The sequence below is a fragment of the Longimicrobium sp. genome (genome assembly GCF_036399935.1).
Classification (GTDB): domain Bacteria; phylum Gemmatimonadota; class Gemmatimonadetes; order Longimicrobiales; family Longimicrobiaceae; genus Longimicrobium.
Genome location: NZ_DASWMD010000075.1, coordinates 18,336 through 44,493 on the forward strand (window position 1 = coordinate 18,336; position 26,158 = coordinate 44,493).

Sequence of the window (26,158 nt, forward strand, 5' to 3'; positions counted from 1 at the left end):
GTGCAGGCCCGATCAGACCGCAGCCGGGCGGGCAGAAACGGCAACTCTAGCACCCCCGGCGCGGGGATGCAAGGTGAATGCGGCTCACTGATTCGTTGCTCGTGCAACCTGCTCCGACGAGAGCGCCAAGTCGTGGTGCGACGTTCCTCAGGCCACTATGGCTGCGCGAGAAGGGCCGGGAATCGGCGGAACGTGCCCGCTTTCCAGCCAGGCTTCGATGTGCTCCCGCAGCACGATCGGGAACAACTCCTCCGCCGCTGCGCGCGACGAAGCGACCACCGAAAAACCATCCATCTCATCGATGGTGATCAGGTAATAGGGACGCTCACCGGGTGCTTCGCGCACCATGCGCCCGTGCACGGTCCAAGGCAGCGCCACGTATTCGTCGACGGTCATCATGTACCCTCCTGCAGTTCGTCGATCCTCCTCACGACCAGTTCCACCTGATAGGTCGCCAGTACTCCCCCGCCCGGGACAAGGGTAAGTGGTCTGGCCACCGGGTGAGTCCATTGTCGATGGCTGGTCGCACGTCTTTTCTCGGAAAAGTCGAAGGCGCGCAGCACCGCCGCGACTTCTTCGTACCGCCAGCCTCGTGGGTTGGCCCGCATTCTTGCAAGGGTCTTCTCCGCCCGCGTCATCGCCTCCCCCCGGTTCACGAGATCCCGAGGCGGCGAAGATAAGCGAGTTTCAGCGGGTGTAAAGTTTGTTCATTTTACGCCATCGGCGGCACCACGACGGTCAGTGTCGGGAGGTGCCCAGCTGCATACGCAGGCCCGCGTACAGCGAACGGCCCGGCCCCGGCTCGTAGTACCGGCCGCCGAAGGCGTTGACGACCACGGACGTGTTGTAGCCTCGATCCAGCAGGTTCGTGACGCCGGCGAAGGGGGCGAACTCCAGTCCGGCCACGTGGGCGCCCTCCCATCCTCCGCGCACGTCCACCAGCGCGTACGCGGGCGACGCGAAGCGGGCGTCGGCATCCGTATCCGCCACCGGTGTGGACGATACGTAGCGCGCGTCGAGCCCGGCGAACGGGCCGCGCGGGGGCGAGGCGAGGAGCGACAGCTCCCACCGGTGCGGCGCGATGCCGGGAACGCGGTTGCCCGCGCGGTCGTCGCCGCCCACCACGTAGCGGCCGAAGCGCGCGTCGGTGTGCGTGTAGGCCGCGCGCGCCGTCCATCCCTCGCGGGGCGTCAGCACGGCGGCGGCCTCGAAGCCGCGGTGGTTCGCCTGGCCCGCGTTGCGAAAGAAGGTGCGGCCCGGCGCCCCCGGCACCTCGAACGGAATGAGCGCGTCCTCGATCCGGGCGCGATACGCCGCAGCCTCCACCCACACCCCGGGCGCCACGCGTGCCTTGCCGCCCACTTCCAGCGAAACGGTGCGCTGCGGGTTCAGCTCCGGGTTGAAGCCCCCCGCGCCGCTGGGCCGGTTGGCCAGCTCCGTGGTGGTGGGCGTCTCGAAGGCGGTCGCCAGGTTTGCGTACACGGTGGCGGATGGCGTGACCGCCACCGACACGCCAAGCGCGGGGCTCACCTGGTCCATCGTCCGCGCGCCGGTGTCGTCCGGGTTGGTGGCCGACACCAGGCGGTCGCTCACCCCGAAGCGGAAGCGGTCGTAGCGGATCGCGGCCAGCACGTCCACCCGCGCGAGCGGCGTCGCGGTCGCTTGGGCGAACACGCTGGACGAGGTGACGCGCTCCCGCTGGTCCAGCGTCAGGCTCCCCCGTTCCCCCGCCGTGTTGGCGAAGTTGCGGCGCTGGTCGCGCTGCCCCTCCATCTCGCCGCCCACCGTCCAGCGGAGCCCCCCCGCGCCGCCGTTCCACGCGGCGCGCGCACCCTGGACGTTGCGGTCCAGGTCGATGATGGACGTGGGGATGGGATTGTCGATGGACCGCATCAGCCCGTACGCCGACAGCTCCATCGCGCCGGCGCCCAGCGCCCGGCGCCACCACACCCCCAGCTGCCCCTGCCGCCCCTCCTCACCCGTGGCCTGCTGCACGTTGCGCGCGAACGCCCGCCGCCGGTCCACGCGCAGCAGGGAATCGGAGAGGGAGCCGGGGTTGAGCGCGTCGTAGTTCACCAGGCTGAGGGTGAGCCGGGCCTCGTTCGCCCCGCGGGCCATCGACACGCTGCCGCCGGCCAGCGTGTTGCGCGCCCGCGAGTGCTCGCGATAGCCGCCGTAGCGCAGGTGCGACACCCAGGCGCGGTATCCCAGCGCGCCCATGCGGCCCCCCGCGCTCGTCTCGCCGCGCAGCAGCCCGTCGCCCCCGGCCAGCGCGCGGTGCTCCGTGGCGAACGGCGCATCGGGCGGGGGGGCACTGGTGAAGCGGATCACCCCGCCGGACGCGTTGCCGTACAGCGCCGACGCGGGGCCGCGGATGACCTCGGCGCGGCCCAGCTGCGAGGGATCCACGTGGTTCAGCGTGGTCTGCCCGTCGGGGAGCGTGGCGGGGATGCCGTCCACCAGCACCCGCACGCCGCGGACGCCGAACTGCGCCCGCGCGCCGAAGCCGCGGATGGAGATGCGCTCTCCCAGCGCGTAGTTGAAGCGGTTGTCCACCTGCACCCCGGGGATGGCCGACAGCGCGTCGGTGAGCGCCAGGGCCGGGCGCGCCTGCCGGATCTCGGCCTCGCGCACGGCGGTGACGGCAAAGGGCGCGCGCAGCTGGGGCACGCTGCCGCCCAGCACCTGCACGGTGACGGTATCGAGCGGAACTGTCGTCGTATCGGTCTGCGCTACGGCGGGCGCGGCGGCGCACAGGCACGCAAGCGAAAAGGCGGCGCGCAGGGGCGCGGCCGTGAGCGGCTTCATCTGCAACAGCTTTTGGGGAACGGAGTTAGGACCAGCCCTCGCGTGCCTGCCGCCGCAGAAAGCGGTCCATGGCGGGGATAGCCCGATCTCGCTGTTCTTCAGGGTGGGGAGCGCGTCATCAGGGCGTGGGCAGCGCCACGAGCACGGCGGTGACGAGCAGGACGGCGGCGGCGATGGCCAGTTCCACCCGCGCGGAGCGCTGCAGCCGGCGCGTCCCCTCGTCGTCGGTGCCCAGGCAGGGGAGCACGCGGCGCCAGTTGTAGAAGCCCGTGGCGCCGACGAGCGTCAGCAGCGCCACCTTCAGCAGCAGCGCGCGCCCGTAGCCCGTGCCCCACAGGTTTCCGACGGCGCCGATGTGGAGCAGCGCGCTGACGACGCCGGTGGCGCCCACCACGGCGCCCGCGATGAGCGCCATCGGCGAAAAGGCGCGCACCATCATCGCGACGGACCCGCACGCCGCGGCCGTCGTCCCCAGCGTGGCCGGAATGCCGATGGCCAGCACCATCAGCAGGCTGCCGATCCACGCGCCGGCGGCCAGCACGTGCAGCGTATCGGCTACGATGGCGAGCGCGGTGAGCCTCTCCACGCCCGCCGCGTGGCCGGAAAGCGAGGGAACCGCGGCCAGCAGCACCACGCTTCCCGCGGCGCCCATCCACCCCGCGGTCCGACCGTGCGGCGCCCGGGCGATCAGCATTCCCATCACGAACGCGCAGGTGGCGATGGCCTGCAGCAGCCAGCCCAGCCCCCACACCGTTCCCGTCACCAGCGCCGTCAGCTGATCCCCGCTCCAGTCCTCCGTCCGCATTCCCAGCGCGGACGCCTGTAGCCACAGCCGGCCCGCGAGCGTCAGCATGGAGAGCGACGCGGCGCCCAGGGCGATGGTCCACGCCCCGGCCTCCGCCCGCGCGGCCACCGGGCGGAACGCCTCGTCCCTGGCCAGCCGCGCCAGCACGCCGAAGCGGAAGGCCACCACGCCGATCATCGCCAGCAGCGCGGCGAACCATCCCCAGCGCACCGCGACGGAAAGGGGGCTCGCCGCGGCGGACGTGGTGGTGCCGACCGCGTCTGGGTCGCCCGGAATGCCCGCCGCCAGGCTGGAGTCCACCCGCGCGGAGTCTTTTGCTGCTTCCGTGGGCAGCGGTCCGCTGGGTCTCGCGGGAGTCGCGGGTGCCGAGACGACGAAGCCGAACGTCCCCCGCAGCACGTGTCCATCCGCCCCGGCCGTGGTCCACTGCGCCTCGTACGCGCCGGGGGCGAGCGGCTGGGCCAGTTGCAGCACGTACTCGCGGTTGCCCTCTCCATCCACGGGCGCGCCGCCGGTGAGGACGGTGCGTCCACCGTGCCGCAGCTCGATGCGCGTGAGCCCAGGCGCGACGGCGGTAGTGAACCGGACGCGCACCTCCGCCAACATGCTGGCCACCGTGTCGCCGTTGGCGGGCTGCGTTGAGTGGATCTTGGTGTGCGCGGCCGCCGGGGCCGACAGCAGCGCGCAGGCGAGCACCGCAAGCAGGCCGCGCCGGGCCAGCCGGGCCATGAGAAAAAAGATCGAAGGCATCCGTCTGTGTTCTGAGCCCCCGCGGAACAGTGCCGCGGTTCATCCATCCAGCACGCCGCCGCGCACGAGCGCACCCGGCCGATGCGGGGAAGATACGGCAGACAGGCGCCAGCCTCCAGAAGCGGCCCCGCGGGGCAGCAGGGAGACACGGGACGGACACGTCCGCTCCACGGAGGCGGCTCGCGGCACCCGCGCGGCAAGTAAACGCCGCCCCTTCATCCACTTCCACGATCATCCGCCCTCGCGCGGGGCGCCGCGGGGGTGCATCTTTCCCGCTCGTCCTCGGGAGCGGAATCGCGAGAAGGAGATCGGATGGCGCAGGGCGGATCGGGGGAGCGGCTGATGGCGGACCGCGTGTTCGGGATCGTCGGCGGGGTGATGGTGCTGCTGGGGCTGGTGTTCCTGGTGCGGTCGTTCATGGAAGGCGGGTCCGACACGGGCTCCGGGCCCGCGTCCGCCGTGCCGCAGATCCGGATCGTGAGTCCCGCCGCCGGGGCCGCGCTCCCGCAGCCGGCCTCGGTGGAGTTCGACGCGGGCGCGCCGCTGGTGCTGGGCCCCACCGGGTGGACCGTGGCGGGGCGGCACCTTCACCTGTTCGCCGGCGGCACCGAGCTGATGGCGTCCGCCACCGGGATCACCGCCGTCCAGGGCACCCGCTACCGCTGGGCGCTCCCCCGCCTTCCTTCGGGCTCCACCACCCTGCGGATGACCTGGTCGGGAGAGAACCACCAGTCCATCCCGCAGGGCGCCTCGCAGACCATTCCGGTCACCCTGCGGTAAGCGCCACCCGGTCCTCTCAAAACAGGCGTTTCCCGAGACGGGGGCGCCGCCTTGGCCGGGGGCGGGGATCGTGATTCTGGCGGTGGCCATCGCCGCCGCGCCCTTCGTCGCCTCCGTCTTCGTGCTGGCGTACTACGACCGGCGCGTGCGCACCGAGGCGCTGGACGTGCAGCTGATGACGGAGTCGCTGGCCCTGGCCGGCGGCTGACCCGCCCGGCGCCCCCGATCGGGCCGCGAGACCGTCGTTGACGCGCCGGGGGCCGGGGGGTACGTTACCCGCGCCTCTCCGGCTGTTTCCCCTCGCGTCCACATCCTCCGCCCATGCCCGTTCCCGGCCTTCGCCCCCTCGGCTTCGGCGAGATTCTCGACGGCGCCTTTTCACTGTATCGCCGCAACTTCGGACCGTTCGTCCTGACCGCCCTGGTGCCCTCCATCGGGTTGCTGGCGGGCGGGCTGATCTACGCCGTCGCCCTGGGCGGGTACCTTCGCGAGGGGGGGGACCCGGCGACCGCAGGGGCCGCCATCGCGGGCCCGTTCCTGCTGTACATCGTTCTCACCAGCCTGGCGACGTTCGTGTCGTGGGGGGCGCTGACCCGTCAGGCGACGCAGGCGTTCACCGGCTCTCCCGTATCGGTGCCCGGCGGGTTGAAGTCGGGGCTGCGCGCCCTCCCGTCGATGCTGGGGTCCGCCTTCCTGGCAGGCCTGGTGGTCGGGGCGGCCGGCCTTGCCATGGGCATCCTCGGGGGCATCTTCACCGTGGTCCTGGGCGTGATCGGTGCGATCCTGATGGGCATCGGCCTGCTGGTGCTGTCCATGCTGGCGATCACGATCTTTGCCGGCGTGGCGCCCGCGATCGTGGTCGAGGGGCAGGGCCCGCTGTCGGCGCTCACCCGCTCGTGGGACCTGGTGAATGGCGCGCTCTGGCGGACGATGGGCCTGGTGGTGGTGTCGGTGCTGATCGCCTACATGCCCGTGGTCGCGGTGGCGTTCGTCACCGGAAGCGCCGGGATGATGCTGAACCCCAGCTCGGCCGCGGCCATGCCCGGCGCGAACGCGCTGATCGCCCAGCAGGTGCTTGGGTGGATCGCCGCCGTGCTGACCACGCCCTTCATGGTGTCGGTGTTCGTGCTGACCTACTTCGACCGCCGCGTGCGCACCGAAGCGCTCGACGTGCAGGTGATGACCGAGTCGCTGGCACCCGCCGGCCAGTGACCGCTCCGCGCTGACCCTTGCAATCCACCCCCCTGCCTTCCGCCCCCGACGTAGCCCGGGCGGTGGAAAAGGTGTACGCCCGCCCGGAGCTGGCGCCCCCGCCCAGGGGGGCGCTGGACCCGGTGTGGGAAGCCATCGGCCGGTTCTTCACGCGCCTGGGACAGGCGCTGGACCGGCTGTTCGGCGGGATGGCGTCGGACAGCCCCGTGCTGTTCTGGATCCTCGTCGCCATTTTGGCCGCGCTGGGGCTGGCGCTGATCGTGGCCCTGCTCTACACCATCCTGGGCCGCCTTTCCGACGCCGACGCCGCGCCCGCCCGGCAGACCGCCGCCGGAGCCCAGGCGCTGCGCCGCCCCCGCGACGCCACGGGATGGGAAGAAGAGGCCCGGCGCCTGGCCGGCGCGGGCCAGTACCGCGACGCCGCCGTGGCGCTGTACCAGGCCCTGCTGCTGCGCCTGGAAGCCGCGGGCGCCGTGCGCTACGACCCGGCGAAGACGCCCGGCGACTACCGGATGGAGGCCCGCCCGCACGCGCTTTCGCGGCCGCTCGGCGCGTTCCTGCGCGCGTTCGAGCCCGCCGTGTTCGGCGGGCGCTCGCTGGACGCGGGCGTGTACGAGCGCCTGCGCGGCGCGGCGGCCGAGGCGGGTGCCCATGGGTAGGCGCGAGGCCGGGATGCTGGTGGGGCTGGTGCTGGTGCTGCTCGTCCTTTCCACCCTGGTGGGCACGCAGGCGCCGGACGACCGCGAAGACCCGCGCGCCTCCACCTTCCTCACCTCCACCGGCGGGCTGCAGGCGCTGTACTGGACGCTGGAAGAGGTGAAGGTGCCCGTGGCCCGGCGCACCGCGCCGCTGGCGAACGCCGGAGGCACCGGTTCGCTTCCCCGCGCGCTGGCCATCATCTCCCCCGCCGAGCAGCCCACCCCCGCCGAGATGCACGCGCTGGCCGAGCACGTTCGCGGGGGCGGAACGCTGGTGTTCGCCGCGAGCCCGTGGGGAACGGAGGGGCCGGCGTACGACACGCTGGGGCTGGACGTCCGCCGGCTTCCCGGCGCGCATGGCGGGGAGTTCGGCGAAGGGGCGGCGGCCACCGCCCGCCCGCACCGCTGGACGCAGGGCACGGGCACGGTGAAGGGCTTCCGCCGCGGGTTCGGCGACAGCTCGCGCGTGGTCCGCACGCGCCGCGCGACCGTGCTCCTGGAAGCCGGGGGAAAGCCCGTGGCCATCACGTACAGGATGGGCGGGGGGACGGTCGTGGCGTTCGCCGACGCGCGGCCGCTGACCAACGAGCGGCTGCGCACCAGTGGCGCCGCTCCCCTGTTCGCCCGGGCCGCGGCGGAGCTGGCCGGGGGCGGGCCGCTGACCTTCGACGAGTACCACCAGGGCTTTCAGGGCGACGGAAGCGTGTGGAAGGCGCTGCGGCGGTTCCTGGGCGAGCACCCCGCGGGGCACGCCTCGCTGCAGCTGTTCGCCGTGCTGCTGCTGCTGATGCTGGCGGCCGGACGGCGCTTCGGCGCGCCCCTGCCGCCCCCGCCCGCGCGGCGGCGGTCGCCGCTGGAGCACGTGGAGGCGCTGGCCGGCGCGTACCGGCAGGCGGGGGCCAGGCGCACGGCTCGGCGGCTGCTGGTGGCGGGGATGGCGCGGCGGCTGGGGAAGCGCGCGCCGGCCGACGAGGCGGGCGCGGCGGAACTGCTGGGCCGCATGGCCACGGCCAGCCCGGTGGGGCGCGACGCCGCGGCGGCGCTGCAAACGGAATGGAAGCGCGGGACCGACGCCGAGCTGGTGTCGGTGGCCCGTCGCGTCGACGATCTTCTGGACGAGGTAAAACGGTGAGCGAGCTGACGACGAACGGGGTGGCGGCCGAGCGAGCCCAGCGGGTGCTGGACGAGCTGGGCACGGTGGTGCTGGGCCAGGAAGACCTGCTCCGGCAGATGATGGTGGCGCTGCTGGCGGGGGGGCACGCGCTGCTGGAGGGCGTGCCGGGGACCGCCAAGACGCTTTCCATCCGCTCGCTGGCCATGGCGCTGGAGCTTCGCTTCGGCCGGGTGCAGTTCACCCCCGACCTCATGCCGACGGACCTGATCGGCGTGAACGTGCTGGACCAGATGAAGCGCGAGTTCACCTTCCACTCCGGGCCGGTGTTCACCGACCTGCTGCTGGCCGACGAGATCAACCGCGCGCCCGCCAAGACACAGGCGGCGCTGCTGGAAGCCATGCAGGAGCGGCAGGTGACGGTGGACGGGCAGACGCGCCCGCTGCCGGCCGGCTTCACCGTGTTCGCCTCGCAGAACCCGGTGGAGTACGAGGGCACCTATCCGCTTCCCGAGGCCCAGCTCGACCGCTTCCTGCTCAAGATCACCATCGGCTACCCGGGCGCCGAGGCCGAGCGCGCCATCCTGGACCGCTATGTCGCGGGCTTCAGCGCCGACCGGGCGGAAACGTACGGCATCAAGCCCGTCCTGTCGTCGGGCGAACTCGTCGCGCTGCGGCAGTCGGTGGCCACGGTGCACGTGGAGCCCACGGTGCGCGACTACATCACCCGGATCGTGCGCGCCACCCGCGAGGATCCCAGCCTGGCGCTGGGCGCGTCGCCGCGCGCGGGCGTGTCGCTGTTCCTGGCCAGCCGCGCCGAGGCGTTCCTGGCCGGGCGCGACTTCGTGACGCCCGACGACGTGAAGATGCTCGTCCTTCCCGTGCTGCGGCACCGCGTGGTGCTGACCCCCGAGGCCGAGGTGGAGGGGCAGACGGTGGACCAGCGCCTGGCCGGCCTGCTCACCACCATTCCCGCCCCGCGCGGCGCCGAGGGGTGAGCCTGCTTCCCTCGCGCCTGTTCCTGGCGCTGCTGGCGGGGGCGTCCGCGCTCTTCCTGGTAGACCCCGTCCTGGCGCTGCTGGCCGACGCCGTGCTGCTGGTGGCGTTGGCGCTGGACGCGTGGTACGTCCCCGGCCCCGCGCAGCTCACGGTGTCGCGCCGCTCGCCCCCGCGCATCTCGCTCGGTGCCCGCGCGGAGGTGGCGTGGCTGCTCGACAACCGCGCCGGCCGGCGGGTGCGCGTCCGCGTGACGGACGACCTGCCGCCCATTTTGCGGCGCGAGGGCGGCGACGAGCACGAGTTGTGGCTCGACGCGCTGCGGGAGACGCGGCTGGGGTACGCGGTTGGGACGGTGCGCCGCGGCGACGACGTGTTCGGCGACGTGCACCTGCGCATCGCCGGGCCGCTGGGGCTGGCGTGGCGGCAGCGGCGGGTGCCGCGGAGCGACGCCGTGCGCGTGGTCCCCGGTGTGCTCGAGGTGAAGCAGTTCCGCCTGCTGGGGCTGCGCAACCGGCTGCGCGAGGCGGGCTTCCGCAACATCCGGCAGCGCGGCGAGGGCGGGCAGTTCGAAAGCCTGCGCGAGTACGCGCGCGGCGACGACCCGCGCACGGTAGACTGGAAGGCCTCCGCCCGGCGCGGCGGGCTGATCGTGCGGCAGTACGAGATGGAGCGCCGGCAGAACGTGATGATCTGCATCGACGCCGGCCGGCTGATGACGCAGAAGGTGGGCGAGCGCGAGCGGCTGGACTACGCGCTGACCGCCGCGCTGCTGCTGGCCGACGTGGCGGGGGTGCACGACGACGCGGTGGGGCTGCTGGTGTTCGCCGACCGGGTGACGCGCTTCATTCCGCCCGCCCGCAACTCGCTGGCGCGCCTCTCCGACGCGCTGGGCGAGGTGCACGCGAAAATGGTGGAGCCCAACTACCCGGCGGCGTTCACCTACCTGGCCAAGCAGGTGCGCAAGCGGTCGCTGCTGGTGCTGTTCACCGACATCATCGACCCGCTTGCCTCGGCGGCGCTGGTGTCGCAGTTGGGGCGGGCGGCGGAGCGGCACCTGCCCCTGGCCGTGGCCATCCGCAACCCCGACCTGGAAGCCGTGGCCGAGACGGCGCCCGTGGACGAGGCCGCGGTGTACCGCCGCGCCGCCGCCGAAGAGCTGCTGCAGGCCCGCGCCGCCGCCCTGGCGGCCATGCAGCGCTCCGGCGTGCTGGTGGCCGACACCCGCCCGGGCGACGCCGTGCCCGCGGTGGTGAACCGCTACCTCGACGTGAAGCGCCGGGGAATGCTGTGACCCCTATGGTACTGTGTGGACCATCCGTTTCTCCGCGGGGTATGGTTCCGCACGTCGTCCGCCCGAAGGAGGGGCTCCGCCGCGCCCGTGCGGCGGCACCGAGCGTCCGGGCACTCGTTCTTCACCTCCACGCAACGAGCTGAACGTGTTCTCCTGTCTGCACATTCGCGGCGCGGCCCTGGCGGGCGTGCTGCTCACGTCGCTGCTCGCGCCCGTGGCTGCGCGGGCCCAGGTGCCGGGCGAGTCCGGGCGGGTCGACATGGCGCGCGAGCGCCAGGCCTACACCGCCGACGCGCTGCGCGACTTCAACCGCTTCATCAACAGCTGGAGCGAGGCCTGGGCCAGCCACGACGAGCGGCGCCTGGCCGGGCTCTACTCGGCCGGCCCCACGGTGGCGTTCTCGCCCACGACGGTCCTCAACGGGCACAACGCGCTCGTCCGGTTCCTGAACGACTCGCTTCCCGAGGGCTCGCAGCTCCGCACCGGCATCGCCGACTTCGTGGCTGGCGAAGACCTGTACTCGGCGACGGGCCCCTACATGTACCAGGCGAGCCCGGACGCGGAGCCGGTGTCGGGAACCCACTTCACCGTGCTCTTCCGCGAGCGCGGGCGCTGGAAGATCCGCTCGCAGGCGTTCCTTCCCGGGCTACCCTTCTAGCGCTGGCGCGCCAGCGGGGACGGGCTGGGGATGACGTTGGCGCACTCAATGGGGATCGCGGGTGAGGAACGGTGCGCTTCGGGGAACTCGGCGCATGCCCCTGGCCGCCCTCTCTCCCCGGCCCTCTCCCCCGCGAGCGGGGGAAAGGGAGAATTCGATCGCGCTCCGCTGGCCTCGCGCACCCGACCACGCGTGCAGTCCGCGAAGGCGGACTTCGTGCCGTTGTTGCCGTGACTTTAGTCGCCCCAGCAGGGCCGGGCCTCCGCCGCTGTGCTCCCCGCCGCACCTCGACCCGATGTGTACCCCCTCTCCCACGCTGTTCGTGGGAGAGGGTGGCACGCGTGTCAGCGCGGCCGGGTGAGGGCCCCACGGCAGCCGAGGCCCCGGCATCCGTGACCGCTGCCGCGCCTGGACTTGTACGTGTCCGCGGCTAGATCCTTCGGCCCGCGTGGGATGGGCTACGCGCCGGTGTCGTTCGCCTGGGCCTCAGGATGACAGGCCTGGGTGGATGTGCGAGCGTCGTGGTGGCCGGGGAGACGGGTACGGGAAAGCCCGCCGCGATCAAGCCTGATCGCGGCGGGCTTCGTCCGTCCGTGGCCCTCGTGCTACAGCAGGAAGTGCGAAAGCAGGTCCGGCGTGATGACGGTGCGCTCGTCCACCTCGTCCCACAGGTCCTTGTGGGGCTGCTGGGGGCCGGTGCCGTGGAACAGGTGCACCAGCACGCCCTCGTTCTTGGCGGCGCGGATGGCGGGAAGGAAGTCGCTGTCGCCCGTCACCAGGATGGCGCGGTGGATCCGCTGCTTCACCGCCAGCATGGCCAGGTCCACACCCAGGTAGATGTCGACGCGCTTCTGCTCGAAGATGGGCCGCTCCGATTCGCGGTCCGTTCCGCGGTACTCCAGCTTGCCCTCGCGCACCTCGAAGCGGTTGAGCCGTGTGAGCGCGTTGAAGAAGCGCTGCTTGTTGTCGTACCGGGCCTGGTCCTCTTCCGAGGGGTTGGGGCCCATGTACGGCAGGCAGTGGTAGTAGTAGGTGCGAAGCAGTTCGTGCGGCCGCGCGAGTTCCGAAGACAGCTTGCCGAAGTCGATCCGCGGCGATCCGCAGTCGCGGGACACGCGGTCGAAATATCCGCCGTCAATGAAGATGGCTGCGTTCATCTGGTGCCGTCCAAGTAAAAACAAGACCCGCCGCACGGTGCGGCGGGAGCCGTAGCGAAGGATGCGCGGCCGTGGGGCCGCGGCGCCCGCGGCCCCGTGCCGCGCGGCGCCCCGTGCGTCTTGGAATTACCGCCCGGGACCCCGCTTGTCAAGCACCTTCCAATCGCGCCATTCCATTGCGGTGCACGGATTTGCGCCGCCCGTGGCGGCTGCCGCTGCTCCGGATTTCGGGAGCAGTGCGAATCGGGAGCACCTGCTGCCGCCACTCCTTGCCGTTGCGCCCGCTCCACCCGTTCGGACGGCCGTCCGCACTCTGGCGGGTGCAGTATGGGGGTCGCCGGTCTAGTTCTCCGCGGCGTTCTCCTCCGCCGATTCCAGCAGCGCCGCCTCGGCCGCCTCGCCCGAGATCAGCAGGGCCACCTGGTCGGGAAGCGACTCGCGCAGCGCCGCCTGGATCTCGCTGCGCTCCTGCGGGGTGACGGCGGCCGGGCGCCGCTCCGGGACGGTGGCCAGGGCCAGGCCGGCGATTCCCGCGGCGGCGGCCAGGGGGAGCAGGGCGCGCAGGCGAACGCTCGTGCGCCGCGACTGGCGGCGGCGGGCCAGCGGCACCCGGGCCTCCGCCGAGATGCGCGCGCGCAGGGCTTCCCAGTCCACCTTGGGCGCGGGCGCTCCCGCGGCGTCGTGGAGCGCGGCGGCCAGCGCGGGGTCGCGCGAAACGTCGTCCCTCATCCTCCCTCCTTGCGGTCGTAGGCGGCCAGTTCCCGCCGCAGCGCCTGGCGTGCCTCGTGAAGGTGCCAGCGCACGGTTCCGTCGGAAATTTCCAGGATTTCCGCGATCTCGGGGCCGGCGAACCCTTCCAGTTCGAACAGTTCCACGATCACCCGCTGCCGCTCGGGAAGCCGCGCCATGGCGGCGGAAAGGCGCCCCCGCAGCTCCGCGCGCTCGGCGCTGCGCTCCGGCGAGCATCCGCCCGCGGCGGTGCCGTCGGGGATCTCCTCCGTCGTCCGCACCGCCCGCGCCTTGCGGGCGTTCAGGCCGCGGTTGACCAGGATGCGAAAGAACCAGGGCGAAAAGGCCCGGCCGGGCTGAAAGGCGTCGATCTTCTGCAGCACGGCCAAAAAGGTTTCCTGCACCAGGTCTTCGGCATCTTCGCGGTTGCCCAGCAGCCGGTACGCCACGGCGAACGCGCGGCGCATGTACCGCGTGACCAGCGTGTCGAACGCGCCCGCGTCGCCCCGGCGTACCCGCTCCACCAGCGCGCATTCGTCCTCCGCCACCGGGGCGGAGGACGCCGGGCCCGCCTGCGCGGGCGCCAGCGGCACGGCCGCGAGCGCCGGGTTCACGGCTGCCGGGGAGCGGCTTCCACGCGCGGGCGGGGGGGCCGCCCCTCGCGGAGAGGACGGCCGCGCTGCGGGTGCCGCGCGCGCATCTGCTCGTGGCGCGCGCGCGCCTCCTCGCGCAGCACCCGGCGCGCCCGGGTGCGCTGCTCGTCGGAAAGCACGCCGTGGGCGTCGCGCACGGCGGACGCGATGTTTTCGCGCATCTCCCTCACCAGCGGCCGCATCGGCTCGGGCACCCGCCGCTCCTGGCGCATCCGGCGCATCTCGTGGCGGCGCCGCTCGGCATCCATCCGCTCCAGCTCCGTCTGGCGCTGGGCCATCCACCGCTGCCGCTCCTCCGCCAGCCGCCTCCGCAGGGGGGCGTTGCGCGCCTGCAGCCCCCGTTCGATCTCCTGGATGCGCCGCACCTGTGCCTCGGTCAGCCGCAGCTGCTCGCGGTGGCGCATCAGCACCTCGAACGGGCGGCGGCCCTCGTCGGGGGAAAGCGGACCCTCGGCGCGCGGGCGCTCGGGATGCCGGCCGCCGGGCTGCGCGGCGGCGGGGGCGGCCACGGCGGCCGCAAGGGCGATCAACAGGATGCGGACGAGCATATTCATGGCAAAAGCTTCGTGTGGGCGGATCGTTCGCGACTTCATACAGGAATACAGCGGAGCGCGTGCGAACGTTGGGGCGCAGCGGACGAGCGGGTTGCGGACGAGCGGGTTGCGGATCGCGGGACGGATGAATATCCTCTTGCCGTGCGCACGAGTTTCGTCCGTTTCCGCACGCCCGCCCGCAATTGCTCCCCGTGTATTTTACCATGCGATTCTTCCGCAGCCGCCTGGCGCCGTTCGCCGCCGCCGTGTTCCTGGCCACCTCGGCCGATGCCCAGCGCGCGCCCCGCCGGCCCGCGCTTCCCGCGGCGGCCGACACCAACGACGCACGCGCCTACTACGACCTGGGGGTCCGCAGCATGGCCCGCCGCCCGGAGCTGGCGGCCGACGCCTTCTACTGGGCCGTGGAGCTGAGGCCGGGATGGGCGGACGCGCTGTACGGACGCCACACGGCGATGCTGCTGCGCGATCCCCACCGGATGATCCAGTACCAGAGCAGCGGACGGGCGCGCTCGTCGGCCGAGGCCCGGCAGATCGACTCGTTGTACCTGCGCGCGCTGCGCAGCGATCCCTTCGTGCAGCGGCGCTTCGAGCCGGAGCTCACCCGCATGTGGGTGGGCGCCCTGATCGCGGGCGGCGACCCCACCCGGGTAGGCGACCAGACGCTGCTCTCGTTCTACACCGACCAGGTGATGGCCGACCTGCCTCCCATCATGCGCGCGCGGGTGAAGGCGGCGCAGGGAAAAGTTCCCGAGGCGGCGCAGGCATTCGGCGAGGCGCTGCGCAGCCGGCGCAACAACAGCGAAACCCGCGGGTGGATCCTGCAGGAGCGCGCGCGGATGTTCGCGCTGGTGGGCAACGACGAACGGGCGCTGGCGGACCTTGATTCGGCGGTGAACCTGCAGGTGGAGCGCGACGAGCGCGAGCTGGTGCGCTTCTACGAGAGCAAGGCGGTGCTCCACCACAGCCGGGGGCTGATCTATGAGCGCACGGGCAAGACCGGCGAGGCGCGCGAGGCATACTCCCGCGCGCTGGAAGAAGACCTGGCGTACGCGCCGGCGCACCTGCGGCTGGGACTGCTGGCGCTGGCCGCGGGCGACACCGCCACCGCCGAGGGCGAGATGAGGCTGGCGGCGGAGACCGCTCCGGACGACGCCACGCTGCGGATTCTGTACGGCACCCTGCTTTCGCGCCTGCGCAGGCTGGACGAAGCCGCCGCGCAGCTGGATGCCGCCACGACGCTGGCGCCCCACCACGCGGACGGCTGGCTGGTGCTGGCGATGGTGAAGCAGCTGAGGGGCGACGGCGAGGGGATGCTGAGGGCGTGCCGCGCGTACCTGGCCCGCGCGGCCAGGGACGACCCGCGCCGCGCCCAGGTGGAGCAGCTCGTGGCCACCGCTCCGGAGGCCCAGTGAGCGCCCGCCGCCTGCGCGCCGCCCTGGCGCTCGCCGCCGCGCTGCTCCCCGCGGCGCTGGCCGCGCAGCCCACGGGGGCCACCCGCGCCCGCACCACCTACGACGACCTGCAGATGTTCAGCCAGGTGCTCAACCAGATCCGGGTGAACCACCCGGACTCGGTAGACACGCACCGGCTGTTCATGTCGGCCATCCAGGGAATGGTCAGCGCCACCGACCCGCACTCGTACGTCATCTCCGCCGCGCGGCTGTCCCCCGAAAAGGAGCAGCAGCTGCGCGCCGGGCGGCTTCATCCCGTGCCGATCGACTTCCGGTACGCCGGGGGGATGCCCGTGGTGGTCAGCGTGTCGCCGGGCACCCAGGCCGCGCGGCAGGACATCCTTCACGGCGACGTGCTGGTGGCGGTGGACGGCAGGCCCGTGCTGGCGGAAAGCGCCATGGAGCTCGACGTGTTCCTGGCCGGGGCACGGGGCTCTTCGGTGAACCTGCGCTTCGAGCGCGAGCGCTCCGACGGCACGCGGGTGAGCCTGGACCGCACCGTCCGCCGCGAGCGGGGCGACGACGAAACGGCGGTGCCGGTGTCGGAGATGCTGGACGCGCAGACGGGGTACGTGCGCCTGACCACCTTTTCCAACGAGCGCGCGGCCGAGGACCTGCGCGCGGCGCTGGGGCGGCTGGAGGGGCAGGGGATGCAGCGGCTGCTGCTGGACCTGCGCGGCAACGGCGGCGGCCTGGTGAGCGAGGCCGCGGGGATCGCGGGGATGTTCCTTCCCGCCGGGGCCACGGTGTACGTGTCGGAAGGCCGCAAGGCCGAGGTGCACGACAGCGTGGTGGTGCGGCGCTCGCTGTTCCGGCGCGAGCGGCAGTACCCCATCGTGGTGCTGGTGGACGAGGGAACGGCCAGCGCCTCGGAGCTGGTGTCGGGCGCGCTGCAGGACCACGACCGCGCGCTGATCGTGGGCCGCCCCACCTTCGGCAAGGCGCTGCTGATGCAGGGCTTTCCGCTTTCCGACGGCTCGATGATGATGCTGGTGATCGGCCACATCAAGACGCCGTGCGGGCGCGTGGTGCAGCGGCAGTACCGCGAGGTGCGGGCGGCCGACTACTACCGGATGGCGCGCGCGGAGCGCGACACGGCGGGGCTGCCGTCGTGCAGCACGGCCGGGGGCCGCAAGGTGTACGGCGGCGGCGGCATCTACCCCGACGTGGTGCTCGACGAGCCGGAGACCGCCCCGGCGTGGCTGTCGCGCCTGGCCGAAACCGCGGTGCACACGCGCTGGATCGGCGGATACCTGACGGAGAACGCCGGCGCCTTCACCACCGCCGCCGCGCTGGCCGCCAACCCGCGGCTCCCGGCGGGGGCCCTGGCCTCGTTCCGCGCCTTTGCCGGCCAGCAGGGGCACGCGGTTCCCGCCGGCGACGAGGCCGACCGGGCGCTAGAGCGCATGCTGCTGCGCCAGATCGCCGGCACCCGGTGGGGAAGCACGGGTTACTACCGGGTGGACGCGGCCCTGGACCCGCAGATCGCCCGGGCGGTGGCCGAGTTCGCCCGCGCGCAGCAGATCCTGGGCACCGGCCAGTAGGATCCGCCACGCACACCAGTTTCACGCAGAGGTCGCAGAGGGAAAAGAGAGGACGCAGAGGACAGCCACGAACTCCTCTGCGTCCTCTCCGTTTTCTCTGCGTCCTCTGCGTGAAATGCTTTTTCCGTGTTCCGGCCGGTACGGTCCCTGTCGGCGCATTCGGTAGCCTCGAATGAGAAAACCGCGGTGTGTGGCGGATCCCTCAGTCGCTGCGGAGTTTGTCGCTCGGCAGGGTATCGGGAGGTCGCTCCATCGGGATGACAGGTGCGCGACGCGGGGTCTGATGGAAGGGCGGGATCGGACGAAGAAGCCCTCTCCCGGGTGCCGGGAGAGGGCTTCTTTCGCATTTCCACTCGCGCTTTCAGAGCCCGAGCATCCTGTCCACGCGGGCCTCGAGCGAGGGCTTCGTCGATCCCGCGAGGGCGCTTTCCAGCAGGTCGGCCAGCTCCTCGGCGAAGTCGTCGGGGCGGCGGCGGGCGATGCGCACCAGGGGCGCGAACGCCAGCAGGATGGTGCGCGGCGTGTCCTCGTCGTCGTCCTCGCCCTTCCAGGAGTCAGACTGCCACGCCTCACCCCCCTGCTGCCACGGCTCCAGGCTGGGCTCGGCGTCCTCGATCTCGTTGGGCACCATGCCGTCGGGAAGCGCCTCGACGGGGATGGTCAGCCCCACCATCGCCTGGATTTCCTGCGACGGGTCTTCCGGCTCCTCGGCCATCAGCCCCAGCCGCACGGGGCCGGTGATCACCTGGTGAAGGATGTTCACCGTTTCGGGGGGCAGAAAGGCGCGGAACGACGGGCGATCGTTGCCCTGGGCGAAGAACGCCATGGGAATCAGCCCCGATTCGTCGGAAACCAGCCCCTCGGCCTCCACTTCCTTCATCTCCAGCTCGATGGGTTCTTCCCGCAGATAGACGTGCATGGTGGTTCAACCTCTAATGGGGGCCGTGTGTCCCGTCCGTGGCGGATTCGGCATTGTACCTGGTTTCCGGATAGGCTCTGGTACACTCCATCCCGCGCAGGTTCCGGTCCCCGCCGGGGTCAATCCGCGGCGGGCGCGGCCACGGGCGACGGGGTCGGCTGGATTCCGAAGGTCAGGAACAGTGTCCCCAGGACCAGCACGGCGCTCGTCCAGAAAGGTGCGGCGGTGTTCACGTGGTCCCACGCCCACCCCGCCCACAGCGGCGCCAGCACGCGCGCCGCGCCGCCGAAGCTCTGCTGCACGCCCATCATCACCCCGCGTTCGCGCGGGTCGATCACCTGCGACAACAGCGCCGTTACACAGGGAAAGGTGAACGCCGTTCCCAGCGGCATCAGCGTGATCACCATCACCAGCACCACGTAGCGGAACTCCAGCGGATACACGGCGGGGATGGAAATGCGTAGCGGCCCCGGCGGGCCCCGGACCACGGCCGCGATGGCCGCCGCGCCCGGGACGGCGATGAAGGCCAGCAGCTTCAGCCGGTCCGCGCCGCGCACCCTGCGCGTGCCCCATGCGACGACGCCCAGGAGCAGGGCGACTAGCCCCCCGACCAGCGCCAGCGGGTCCAGCCCCCCGCGCCACCCGGAGCCGGGGAGGTTCACCGTCGTCCTGCCGCCCACGCGCCAGGTGAGGGGGAGCAGGAAGAGCCCGGCCCCAAGCAGCATCTGCCCCAGCCGCGCCAGGCGCGCCTCGCCGAGCGCATCCACCATCTTGCCGAGGAGCAGCGCGCGGATGATCACCGACACCACGCCGGTCCACATGAACACGTACCCGATGGACTGTTCGGTGACCTCGAAGTGGTGGGACAGGAACAGGGCCAGGGTAGAGGTGAACCCGGCGAACGCGCCCATGCCGACGGCGTAGATCCAGATCAGCCGGGGCGCGGGCTGCGTGGGGTTGGCCATCACGTGGCGCAGCATCTCGCGCGACCGCGCCGGCTTGCGTGCGGACCCGTCGCGCGCGCTGCCGACGTGCGACTCGGTGAGGAACATCCACGCGAACGCCATGTTCACCAGGCACAGCCCCGCCGCCAGCAGCCCCGGCGTCGCCCGGCCGAACCCCAGGCTGGCCGAGCCCATCACCGGCCCGATCGCCACGCCGGCGTTGGTGGCGGCGCTCAGCCATCCCAGGCTCTTGGCGCGGTCCTTGGGCTCCGTCGCATCCGCCACGTACGCCTGCACCACGCCCACGGTGCCGCCCCCCGCGCCCTGGACCAGGCGCGAGAGAAGGAGCAGCCACAACGAGCTGGCGTAGGCGAAGACGACGTACGAGATGGCCGCGGCCCCCAGCCCCACCAGGAGCGCCGGGCGCCGGCCGTAGCGGTCGGAGACGCGTCCCCAGAGCGGGGCGCTGACGAGCTGGGCAAAGGAGAAGGCGGACACGAGGATGCCCACCCACAGGCCGCCGCCGCCCAGGTCTTCGGCGAAGAACGGCAGCAGCGGGATCACCATCAGGAGCCCCACCATGTCGACGAACGCCGTGATCATCAGTACGGCGAGCTTGCTCACGGGCCTCTTCGTCGATTGGTGCGGATGGGACTGCTACGGGCTCAGGACCCGGCCAACGTACCCGCGGGGCGCGGCACCGTCAACGACGGCTCGTCGCGGCTCACCGGTCGACTGCGATCACGGGATGCTCCGCGCCGGCGCGCAGCCAGGGATCGAAGAAGTTCCAGGTGGTCAGCCCATCGTCGCTCTCGGGGTCCAGCAGGTACACGGCGAGCGTTCCCAGCGGCTGCGTGGTGGACACGAGGAACGATCCCGCGGGTGACGTCCGCTCCACCGGCTGCCAGCGGCCGCGGACGCTCACCTCGTTGTGCCCCTGGAACGGGCGGGGTGCACGGGCGACGGAATCCACCACGAACGCCTGGCCGCGCACCCGCCGCCCGGCCGAAAGCGTTTCGACCTGGATGCCGTGCCGGCGCAGCAGGGCGACGGCCTCCGTCTGCGACGCGTCCAGCAGGTACGCGGCGGGGGGCGTGCGCTGCAGCGTGGGATCGAAGCGGTCGTACACGGGCATGCGCAGCGCGCGGACGCGGCCCGTGCGCCGGATTCCGCGGTGGACGCCCGGCTCGTCGGGGACGGAGTCGGGATCGCTTTCCAGGATCTCCGCCAGCACCTCTCCCACGTACGGCGTGCGGGTCAGTTCGCTGCGCACGGGCACCGCCGCCCCGGCGGGCGCACTCCCCGTGTACGCCATCACCTCGCCGGACCGTTCCGCGACCAGCGACAGGAGCTCGGAGACGAACGCGTACGTCGACTTGATGCGCCGTTCGAAGGGGTCGTGCGAAAAGGCTTCGCCCAGCACCGACAACCCGCCGCGCAACCCGTAGTAGTTCGTCCCGAAGCGGGGCCGGTGGTCGTACGAGAACCATCCCTCGCGCGTGCTGTCGGTGTTGACGTCCGCGCCGTATCGCAGCGAGAAGTTGCCGTAGTCGAACGTCTCGTAGCTGCGGCGCTCGCGGACGCGGCGGCGAAGCTCGGGGAGCAGCCGGTCGCGCGTGTACGCTCCCGCCGCGCCCGACGCAGGGTTCAGCGAGGGAGAGTAGGTGAGCGCGTAGCCGTGGTAGCTTCCGTTCGTCGTATGCAGGTCCACGATCAGCTCCGGCGCCCACTCGCGGAACAGCGCCAGCGCGCCCCGCGTTTCCGGCGCCTCGGCCTTGATGTAGTCGCGGTTCAGGTCCAGCCCCTGCGCGTTCGGACGCTGGCCCACCAGCGCCGGGCCGTTCTGCTCCGAGCGCTGCCGTTCCTGCGGGCCCATCGCCTCGTTGCCGTCGGCGTTGTAGATGGGCACCACCACCAGCACCAGCGAATCCAGCACGTTGGGCGCGGGCGACATCACCAGGTCGCGCAGCAGGGCCTGCAGCGCCTCCTTCCCCTCCACCTCGCCCGCGTGGATGTTGCCCTGCAGATAGACCACGGGACGACCCAGGCGCCGCGCCTCCCCGGCCGAGCGCACGAGCGGACGCGACGCGACCACGTACGGAATCACGCGTCCCTCCGTGGACGTCCCCAGCGTATCCACGTGGATGCCGGCACCGCGCATCCGCAGCGAATCCAGGAACCCGATGACGTCCGCGTAGCTGGAGGTCTGCGTGTAGCCGCTGCGCTCCGGCCGGGTGAGGGGACCGGCGACGGGAGCCGGGCCGGCCATCGGAGCGGGCGCGCAGCCGGCCGCGAGGGCCAGCAGGGCGAGCGGAGCGAATCGGCGGAGGGTCATCGGCGCGGGGGAGACGGGGATCATGCCGTGGCGGACGGAACGACGTCCCAGGTGACGAGCTCGAAGCGCGAGCCGGTGAAACGCTCGCGGAGAACGCGGAGCGCCGACTTGCGCGCCTCGTCCTCCGTGGGGGCGGTGACGGCTACGGTACCCTGCACGCGGTAGCGGATGCGGAACTCCTCCACGATCCGCGAGCCGCCCTCCGAACGCGCCACGTCCAGCACCTGGGCGGCGGCCTCGGGCCAGAGGGCGCGGAGTTCCTTTTCCACCTGGTGCTCCGCGTCCGCCAGCCCGTAGGCGGCGAGCTCCACCCGCCCCGCCCCGCGAAGGGCGACGAGGTGCTGCACCGTCAGCCCGGGTCCCTGATGACGATGGTGTCGCGCGGCGCCGGCCGGGTGCGCCCTGTATCGGGCTGCGGCTGGGGCTGCGGCGGCTCCGGGAACGGGATGGACGGCGTGGTGTCGAGCGGGCCCGGCACCGGCTGCACCTGCGCGGTGGAAGCCACCTTCAGCGCCTGGAGCAGCGTCTCGGCCTGGCTGCGCTCCGCGCCGATCGAGGTGGTCTCGATGAAGCTTTCCAGCGCCTTGATGGCGTTCAGCGTGTCGCCCATCCGCAGGCGCGCCTCGGCGAGGTGGCTGTACGGCAGGTCGAAGCGGCGGTCCATGCGGATGGCGCCCTCCAGCAGCGGCACCGCCTCGGCGTAGCGGCCCAGGCGGATGAGCGCGGCACCCGCCTGGTCGCGGTACTCCGGCTTGGTGGGTGCCAGCTCCATCGCGCGCTGCGCATACGCCAGCGCCGAATCGAACTGCCCGATCCCGTAGTGCCGCTGCGCCTCCAGGCTCATGGCCAGCGGATCCGTGGGGTCCACCGAGTCCGGCCGGACGCTGTCGCCCTGGATGCTGTCCGCGGCCAGTGCGCGGTCTCCCCCTCCGCCGCCCTGCGACAGCGCGAAGAACGCGGCGGCGCCCAGCACCGCCACCAGCAGCACCCACACCAGCGGATGCACCCCGCGGCGCGCGGCGGGCTCGGCGGCGGGGCGGCCGCGGGGCCGGTTGATCACCGGCTGCGCGTATCCCGGCTCGGGCGTGGGCTCGGGGCGGGGAACGGCGGCGTGCCGCGGCGGCGACATCATGGTGCGGTCGGCGTCCGCCATCGCCCCGCCGATGCCCGCGACCATGGTGCGGTCGTCATCCATCGGAACGCCGTCGAGCATGGTGCGGTCGTCGTCCGCCGCCAGGGCCCCCGCGCCGGGGAGGAGGGCGGCGGCGGGCGTTTCGCCCAGGCGCCGCAGCGGGCCCTCGAGGGCGTCGGCCATGGCGCCCGCGTGGGGAAAGCGGTCCGCCGGGTTGGAGGCCAGGGCGCGGCGGATGATGGCCTCCACCTCGTCCGGCACCCCCGGGTTGCGGGCGCGCAGCGAGGGCGTGGGCACGTCCATACCCGCGCCCATGCGGCTGCGGTCGATCTCGGTGAACGGGCGGTCGCCGGAGAGCAGCTGAAAGCCCACGGCGCCCAGGCTGAACACGTCCGACGCGGGGGTCAGCCGCGGCTCGTTGCGGATCTGCTCGGGCGAGGCGAAGGCGGGCGAAAGGGGCGCGCGCCCGTCCTGGGTGAGGCCGCTGGTGTTGTCTTCCTCGGCCATCGCCTTGGCGATGCCGAAGTCCAGCACGCGCACCTGCGTCTCTTCGCCCGCGTGCTCGGCTTCGACCAGGAAGATGTTGCCCGGCTTGACGTCGCGGTGGATGAGCCCGGAGCGGTGCCCCACGGCCACCCCGCGCGCCGCGTGCTGCAGGATGCGCAGCGCCTCGGCCAGGGACGGCGGGCCGCCGCGCTGGAACCGCGAGGCCAGGTCGTGGCCCCGCAGCAGCTCCATGACGATGTAGTCCAGCCCCAGGTCTTCGTCGGTGCCGTAGTCGTAGACGGGAACGACGTTGGGATGATGCGGAAGCTTGGCGGCGGCCGAGGCCTCGTGGCGGAAGCGCGCGCGGATGCGGTCGCGCAGCTCGGGGTCGTTGCCGCTGGAGGCGGTGATCACCTTCACGGCGATGGGCCGGCCCAGACGCAGGTCCGTTCCGCGATATACGGCGCCCATTCCGCCCCGCCCGATCACCTCTTCGATGCGGTACCGGCCCGCCAGCTCCCGCCCCTTCAGCAGTGATTCCAATCCCGCCATGTGGTTCCCTGACCCTGTGCTCTAGCGACGTCCGTTGCTGCCGTGGCGGCGGTTACCGCAGATAGCGTACTTGTTCCCCCTCTCCCGGCCTCTCCCGGCCTCTCCCGGCCTCTCCCCCGCAAACTGCGCGGGAGAGAGGGGGAACCTTCGTGCGCGGCCTATGCTGTCCGACGCGCAAAGCCCTGTCATCCTGAGGCCCAGGCGCACCGCACCGGCCCGTAGTACATCCGTCGCGGGCCGAAGGATCTAGCCGGCCCCACTTCTCAGCCTGGGCGCGACAGCGAGCACCCAGCCCTGAGACGCGTCCCTTGGGGGCCCCTCCCCCCGCCCCTCCCCGCACGGTACTGCTGTGCAGAGAGGGGAGAACTTCGGTCGGGGTGCGACTGGCTGCCGGTCACGCCTCGGCAGCCCCCTCTCCCCGGCCCTCTCCCCCGCTTCGCAGGGGAAAGGGAGAATCCGACTGCGCTTCGGCCGTTACGGCGTGCCGACGCGCAGCGTCTCCCCGGGCTCGGCACGGAACACGATGGTATCGCGCCAGCGGCCGCCCGAGTACGTCCGGCGGCGGATCGTGCTACTCGAGGCACGGCTTTCGGCGCGGGTGGTGGTCGTCACGTGGGTGATCGTGTCCATCGTCGGCACGAGGTTCTCCACGGGGGCGTCGGTCCAGGGGTCGCCGGCATCGGGCTCGACGTCCACCGTCTCCGCCTGCTGCACGTCGTCCCACTCCGCCGTGTCCCAGGAGTCGCCCCCCAGGCGCCGGAGGAAGATCTCGGCCTCGCGGCGGCGCCCCTGCGACGGATTCGTGGCCAGCAGCGCGTTCAGCGTGGTGATGGCGCCCGCCGTGTCGGCCAGGGCGAGCTGCGCCTCGGCCAGGTTGCTGTAGGCCACCTCGCGCTCGGGATGCTGCGCGATTACGTCCTGCAGCGCCGTCACGGCCTCCTGCGGCCGCCCCGCCCGCAGCAGGGCGTAGGCGTGGTTGTTCATGTACTCGGCCTGGCCCGGCGCCTTTTCCATCGCGCGGCGGAAGTGGCCCAGCGACACGGCGTACTCGCCCGCGCGGAACCGGCGCAGCCCCTCCTCGTTCTCTTCCACCGCGGTCAGCACGCGGGCCGGCGCGGCGGGTGCGCCCTCGTACTCGCGGTTGGCCGCCAGCGCGATGCCGCCCATCACCCCGCCGCTCGCCAGGACGGCCACCACCGCGGCGCGCGCGGCCAGCGTTCTCATCCGCCGCCAGCGCACCTTTTCTATCTCGGCGGAGAGCGGGTCGTCCGCTACGTCCACCTTCCGCCGGGCGAACGAGAAGAACCCCGCCTGCGCCAAGGGGGCGACGGCGACGGTGGCCTCGCCCGGCTCCACCGAGACGGCGCGCCGGTCCTGCGCGGGGACGGCGACGGTCTCGACGGCCTCCACCGGGTGATCGGCCGCGCGGCGAAGGCTGGCGATGGCCCGGTGCAGCTCGGCCGCCATCTCGCCCGCGTTGGCGAAGCGCTGGCCGGCATCGTCCAGCAGCGCGCGGCGGACGATCCACTCCACGTCGCGTGGCACCTGCGGGTTGCGGGCGACGAGAGACGGAATGGGCACGGGCAGCCCCGCGCGGCGGCGGTTCTGGTCTTCGCGCGTGAACAGGCGCGTACGCGTGAGCACCTCGAACGCCACCACGCCCAGGCTGAAGACGTCGGCCGTGCGGGTGACGGGCTCGCGGCGAAGGTGCTCGGGCGCGCAGTAGAACTCGCTGCCGAACCACTCGCCGGGCATGGTCAGGTGCGTGCGCGTCTCCTCGTCTTCCTCGTCGTCCAGCACCTTGGCGATGCCAAAGTCAAGCACGCGGACGGACGGCTCCGGTCCGTCGCCCTCCAGAAAGATGTTGGCGGGCTTCAGGTCGCGGTGCACCAGCCCGATCTCGTGCCCGGCGGCCACGCCCCGCGCGGTCTCGCGCAGGACGTGCAGCGCCGTCCGGAGCCCCAGGGGCTCCTCGCGGGCCAGCCGCTCGCGCAGGCTTTCGCCCCGCAGCAGCTGCATGACGAGGAAATCGACGCGTGCGTCGGAGCCCACGTCCAAGACGGGCACCAGGTTCGGGTGCATGGGCAGGCGCGCGGCCACGGCCGCCTCGCGCTGAAAGCGCTGGCGCATCCGCTCCGTTTCGGCGGGCCCCATTCCGCGCGGCGGATCCATCACCTTCACCGCCACCTCACGGTCGCGCTGAAGGTCCGCGGCGCGGAACACCACGCCGAACCCGCCCTGCCCGAGCACCGAATCCAGCCGGTATCGCTCGTTCAGGACGTGGCCTACAAGAAACTGCGCCAAGCCCGACATCAGTGCCCTCTCAGGCGATGGGGTGATCCCAACCCCGTCCCCTCACCCCGCACAATCCCACAAAGGTAAGGGGAAGTGCGTGAGTGCGTTAGTGCGTGAGTGCGTCAGTACGAGGGGACGCGCCACTTGTTTCGCACCGGAACTCCGCCAAACGCGCCGGACTGGCTCCTCTCCCCCGCGCAGTTTGCGGGGGAGAGGCTGGGAGAGGGGGGCACCGGCCGGCACACCGAGATCAGTCGTCCCCCGTAGAAGTTACTTCCGCACTAACGCACCAACG

At 72.4% G+C, this 26,158-nt stretch carries 23 protein-coding genes; 10 read left to right on the top strand and 13 right to left on the bottom strand.

Annotated features, from left to right (window positions below; genetic code table 11):
* Window positions 1-147 precede the first annotated feature (147 nt).
* From VGB24_RS22470 to VGB24_RS22480, 3 genes are all read right to left on the bottom strand, one after another.
* Window positions 148-399, bottom strand: coding sequence for a hypothetical protein (locus tag VGB24_RS22470; RefSeq protein ID WP_331075162.1), 252 nt, complete (start codon window positions 397-399; stop codon window positions 148-150).
* Between the two features lie 339 nt (window positions 400-738).
* Entirely contained in the window at window positions 739-2,808 is a 2,070-nt protein-coding gene (locus VGB24_RS22475; RefSeq protein WP_331075163.1) for a TonB-dependent receptor, read from the bottom strand.
* A gap of 118 nt (window positions 2,809-2,926) precedes the next feature.
* Entirely contained in the window at window positions 2,927-4,363 is a 1,437-nt protein-coding gene (locus VGB24_RS22480; protein ID WP_331075164.1) for a copper resistance CopC/CopD family protein, read from the bottom strand.
* 312 nt (window positions 4,364-4,675) lie between these two features.
* Here VGB24_RS22480 and VGB24_RS22485 point away from each other — a divergent pair, with 312 nt between their 5' ends.
* The 8 genes from VGB24_RS22485 to VGB24_RS22520 all read left to right on the top strand — a co-directional run bounded on the left by VGB24_RS22485 (window position 4,676) and on the right by VGB24_RS22520 (window position 11,112).
* Window positions 4,676-5,143 carry a hypothetical protein gene (locus VGB24_RS22485; RefSeq protein ID WP_331075165.1) on the top strand — a complete coding sequence of 156 codons (468 nt, stop codon included), beginning with the start codon at window positions 4,676-4,678 and terminating at the stop codon, window positions 5,141-5,143.
* 70 nt (window positions 5,144-5,213) lie between these two features.
* Window positions 5,214-5,351 (top strand): hypothetical protein, encoded by a 138-nt coding sequence (locus VGB24_RS22490; protein ID WP_331075166.1) that lies wholly within the window; start codon window positions 5,214-5,216, stop codon window positions 5,349-5,351.
* Between the two features lie 113 nt (window positions 5,352-5,464).
* Window positions 5,465-6,355, top strand: coding sequence for a hypothetical protein (locus tag VGB24_RS22495; RefSeq protein WP_331075167.1), 891 nt, complete (start codon window positions 5,465-5,467; stop codon window positions 6,353-6,355).
* 17 nt (window positions 6,356-6,372) lie between these two features.
* On the top strand, window positions 6,373-7,014 hold the full coding sequence (locus VGB24_RS22500) for a DUF4129 domain-containing protein (protein WP_331075168.1): 642 nt from the start codon (window positions 6,373-6,375) through the stop codon (window positions 7,012-7,014).
* Window positions 7,007-8,185, top strand: a complete 1,179-nt coding sequence (locus tag VGB24_RS22505; protein WP_331075169.1) for a DUF4350 domain-containing protein — start codon at window positions 7,007-7,009, stop codon at window positions 8,183-8,185. Before VGB24_RS22500 ends, VGB24_RS22505 begins: the two co-directional genes overlap by 8 nt.
* Window positions 8,182-9,162, top strand: a complete 981-nt coding sequence (locus VGB24_RS22510; RefSeq protein ID WP_331075170.1) for a MoxR family ATPase — start codon at window positions 8,182-8,184, stop codon at window positions 9,160-9,162. Before VGB24_RS22505 ends, VGB24_RS22510 begins: the two co-directional genes overlap by 4 nt.
* Window positions 9,159-10,454 carry a DUF58 domain-containing protein gene (locus VGB24_RS22515; protein WP_331075171.1) on the top strand — a complete coding sequence of 432 codons (1,296 nt, stop codon included), beginning with the start codon at window positions 9,159-9,161 and terminating at the stop codon, window positions 10,452-10,454. The genes VGB24_RS22510 and VGB24_RS22515 overlap by 4 nt, the downstream gene beginning before the upstream one ends.
* Before the next feature lie 145 nt (window positions 10,455-10,599).
* Window positions 10,600-11,112, top strand: coding sequence for a hypothetical protein (locus VGB24_RS22520; RefSeq protein ID WP_331075172.1), 513 nt, complete (start codon window positions 10,600-10,602; stop codon window positions 11,110-11,112).
* A gap of 605 nt (window positions 11,113-11,717) precedes the next feature.
* Here VGB24_RS22520 and VGB24_RS22525 read toward each other — a convergent pair.
* The 4 genes from VGB24_RS22525 to VGB24_RS22540 all read right to left on the bottom strand — a co-directional run bounded on the left by VGB24_RS22525 (window position 11,718) and on the right by VGB24_RS22540 (window position 14,205).
* Window positions 11,718-12,269 (bottom strand): NYN domain-containing protein, encoded by a 552-nt coding sequence (locus tag VGB24_RS22525; protein ID WP_331021060.1) that lies wholly within the window; start codon window positions 12,267-12,269, stop codon window positions 11,718-11,720.
* 342 nt (window positions 12,270-12,611) lie between these two features.
* Window positions 12,612-12,998, bottom strand: coding sequence for a hypothetical protein (locus VGB24_RS22530; RefSeq protein ID WP_331075173.1), 387 nt, complete (start codon window positions 12,996-12,998; stop codon window positions 12,612-12,614).
* Window positions 12,995-13,612, bottom strand: a complete 618-nt coding sequence (locus VGB24_RS22535; protein ID WP_331075174.1) for an RNA polymerase sigma factor — start codon at window positions 13,610-13,612, stop codon at window positions 12,995-12,997. Before VGB24_RS22535 ends, VGB24_RS22530 begins: the two co-directional genes overlap by 4 nt.
* Window positions 13,609-14,205, bottom strand: a complete 597-nt coding sequence (locus VGB24_RS22540; protein ID WP_331075175.1) for a hypothetical protein — start codon at window positions 14,203-14,205, stop codon at window positions 13,609-13,611. Before VGB24_RS22540 ends, VGB24_RS22535 begins: the two co-directional genes overlap by 4 nt.
* Window positions 14,206-14,408: 203 nt before the next feature.
* On the opposite strand from VGB24_RS22540, the gene VGB24_RS22545 reads away from it, so the two are divergent.
* Together VGB24_RS22545 and VGB24_RS22550 are read left to right on the top strand one after the other, a co-directional pair.
* On the top strand, window positions 14,409-15,617 hold the full coding sequence (locus VGB24_RS22545) for a hypothetical protein (protein WP_331075176.1): 1,209 nt from the start codon (window positions 14,409-14,411) through the stop codon (window positions 15,615-15,617).
* The gene (locus VGB24_RS22550; protein ID WP_331075177.1) at window positions 15,614-17,200 is read left to right on the top strand and encodes a S41 family peptidase; all 1,587 of its coding nucleotides are present in this window, start codon (window positions 15,614-15,616) and stop codon (window positions 17,198-17,200) included. The genes VGB24_RS22545 and VGB24_RS22550 overlap by 4 nt, the downstream gene beginning before the upstream one ends.
* A 361-nt stretch (window positions 17,201-17,561) precedes the next feature.
* Here the strand turns inward: VGB24_RS22550 and VGB24_RS22555 are convergent, their stop codons facing one another.
* The 6 genes from VGB24_RS22555 to VGB24_RS22580 all read right to left on the bottom strand — a co-directional run bounded on the left by VGB24_RS22555 (window position 17,562) and on the right by VGB24_RS22580 (window position 25,881).
* On the bottom strand, window positions 17,562-18,119 hold the full coding sequence (locus tag VGB24_RS22555) for a hypothetical protein (RefSeq protein WP_331075178.1): 558 nt from the start codon (window positions 18,117-18,119) through the stop codon (window positions 17,562-17,564).
* Between the two features lie 119 nt (window positions 18,120-18,238).
* Window positions 18,239-19,687 (bottom strand): MFS transporter, encoded by a 1,449-nt coding sequence (locus tag VGB24_RS22560; protein WP_331075179.1) that lies wholly within the window; start codon window positions 19,685-19,687, stop codon window positions 18,239-18,241.
* Window positions 19,688-19,787: 100 nt separating this feature from the next.
* Complete coding sequence (locus VGB24_RS22565) at window positions 19,788-21,398, bottom strand: M14 family zinc carboxypeptidase (protein WP_331075180.1); 1,611 nt, start codon at window positions 21,396-21,398, stop codon at window positions 19,788-19,790.
* 20 nt (window positions 21,399-21,418) lie between these two features.
* The gene (locus VGB24_RS22570; RefSeq protein ID WP_331075181.1) at window positions 21,419-21,745 is read right to left on the bottom strand and encodes a hypothetical protein; all 327 of its coding nucleotides are present in this window, start codon (window positions 21,743-21,745) and stop codon (window positions 21,419-21,421) included.
* Between the two features lie 2 nt (window positions 21,746-21,747).
* Entirely contained in the window at window positions 21,748-23,568 is a 1,821-nt protein-coding gene (locus VGB24_RS22575; protein WP_331075182.1) for a serine/threonine-protein kinase, read from the bottom strand.
* Window positions 23,569-24,042: 474 nt separating this feature from the next.
* A complete protein-coding gene (locus tag VGB24_RS22580) occupies window positions 24,043-25,881 on the bottom strand; it encodes a protein kinase domain-containing protein (RefSeq protein ID WP_331075183.1) in 1,839 nt (612 codons plus the stop codon).
* Window positions 25,882-26,158: the final 277 nt, after the last annotated feature.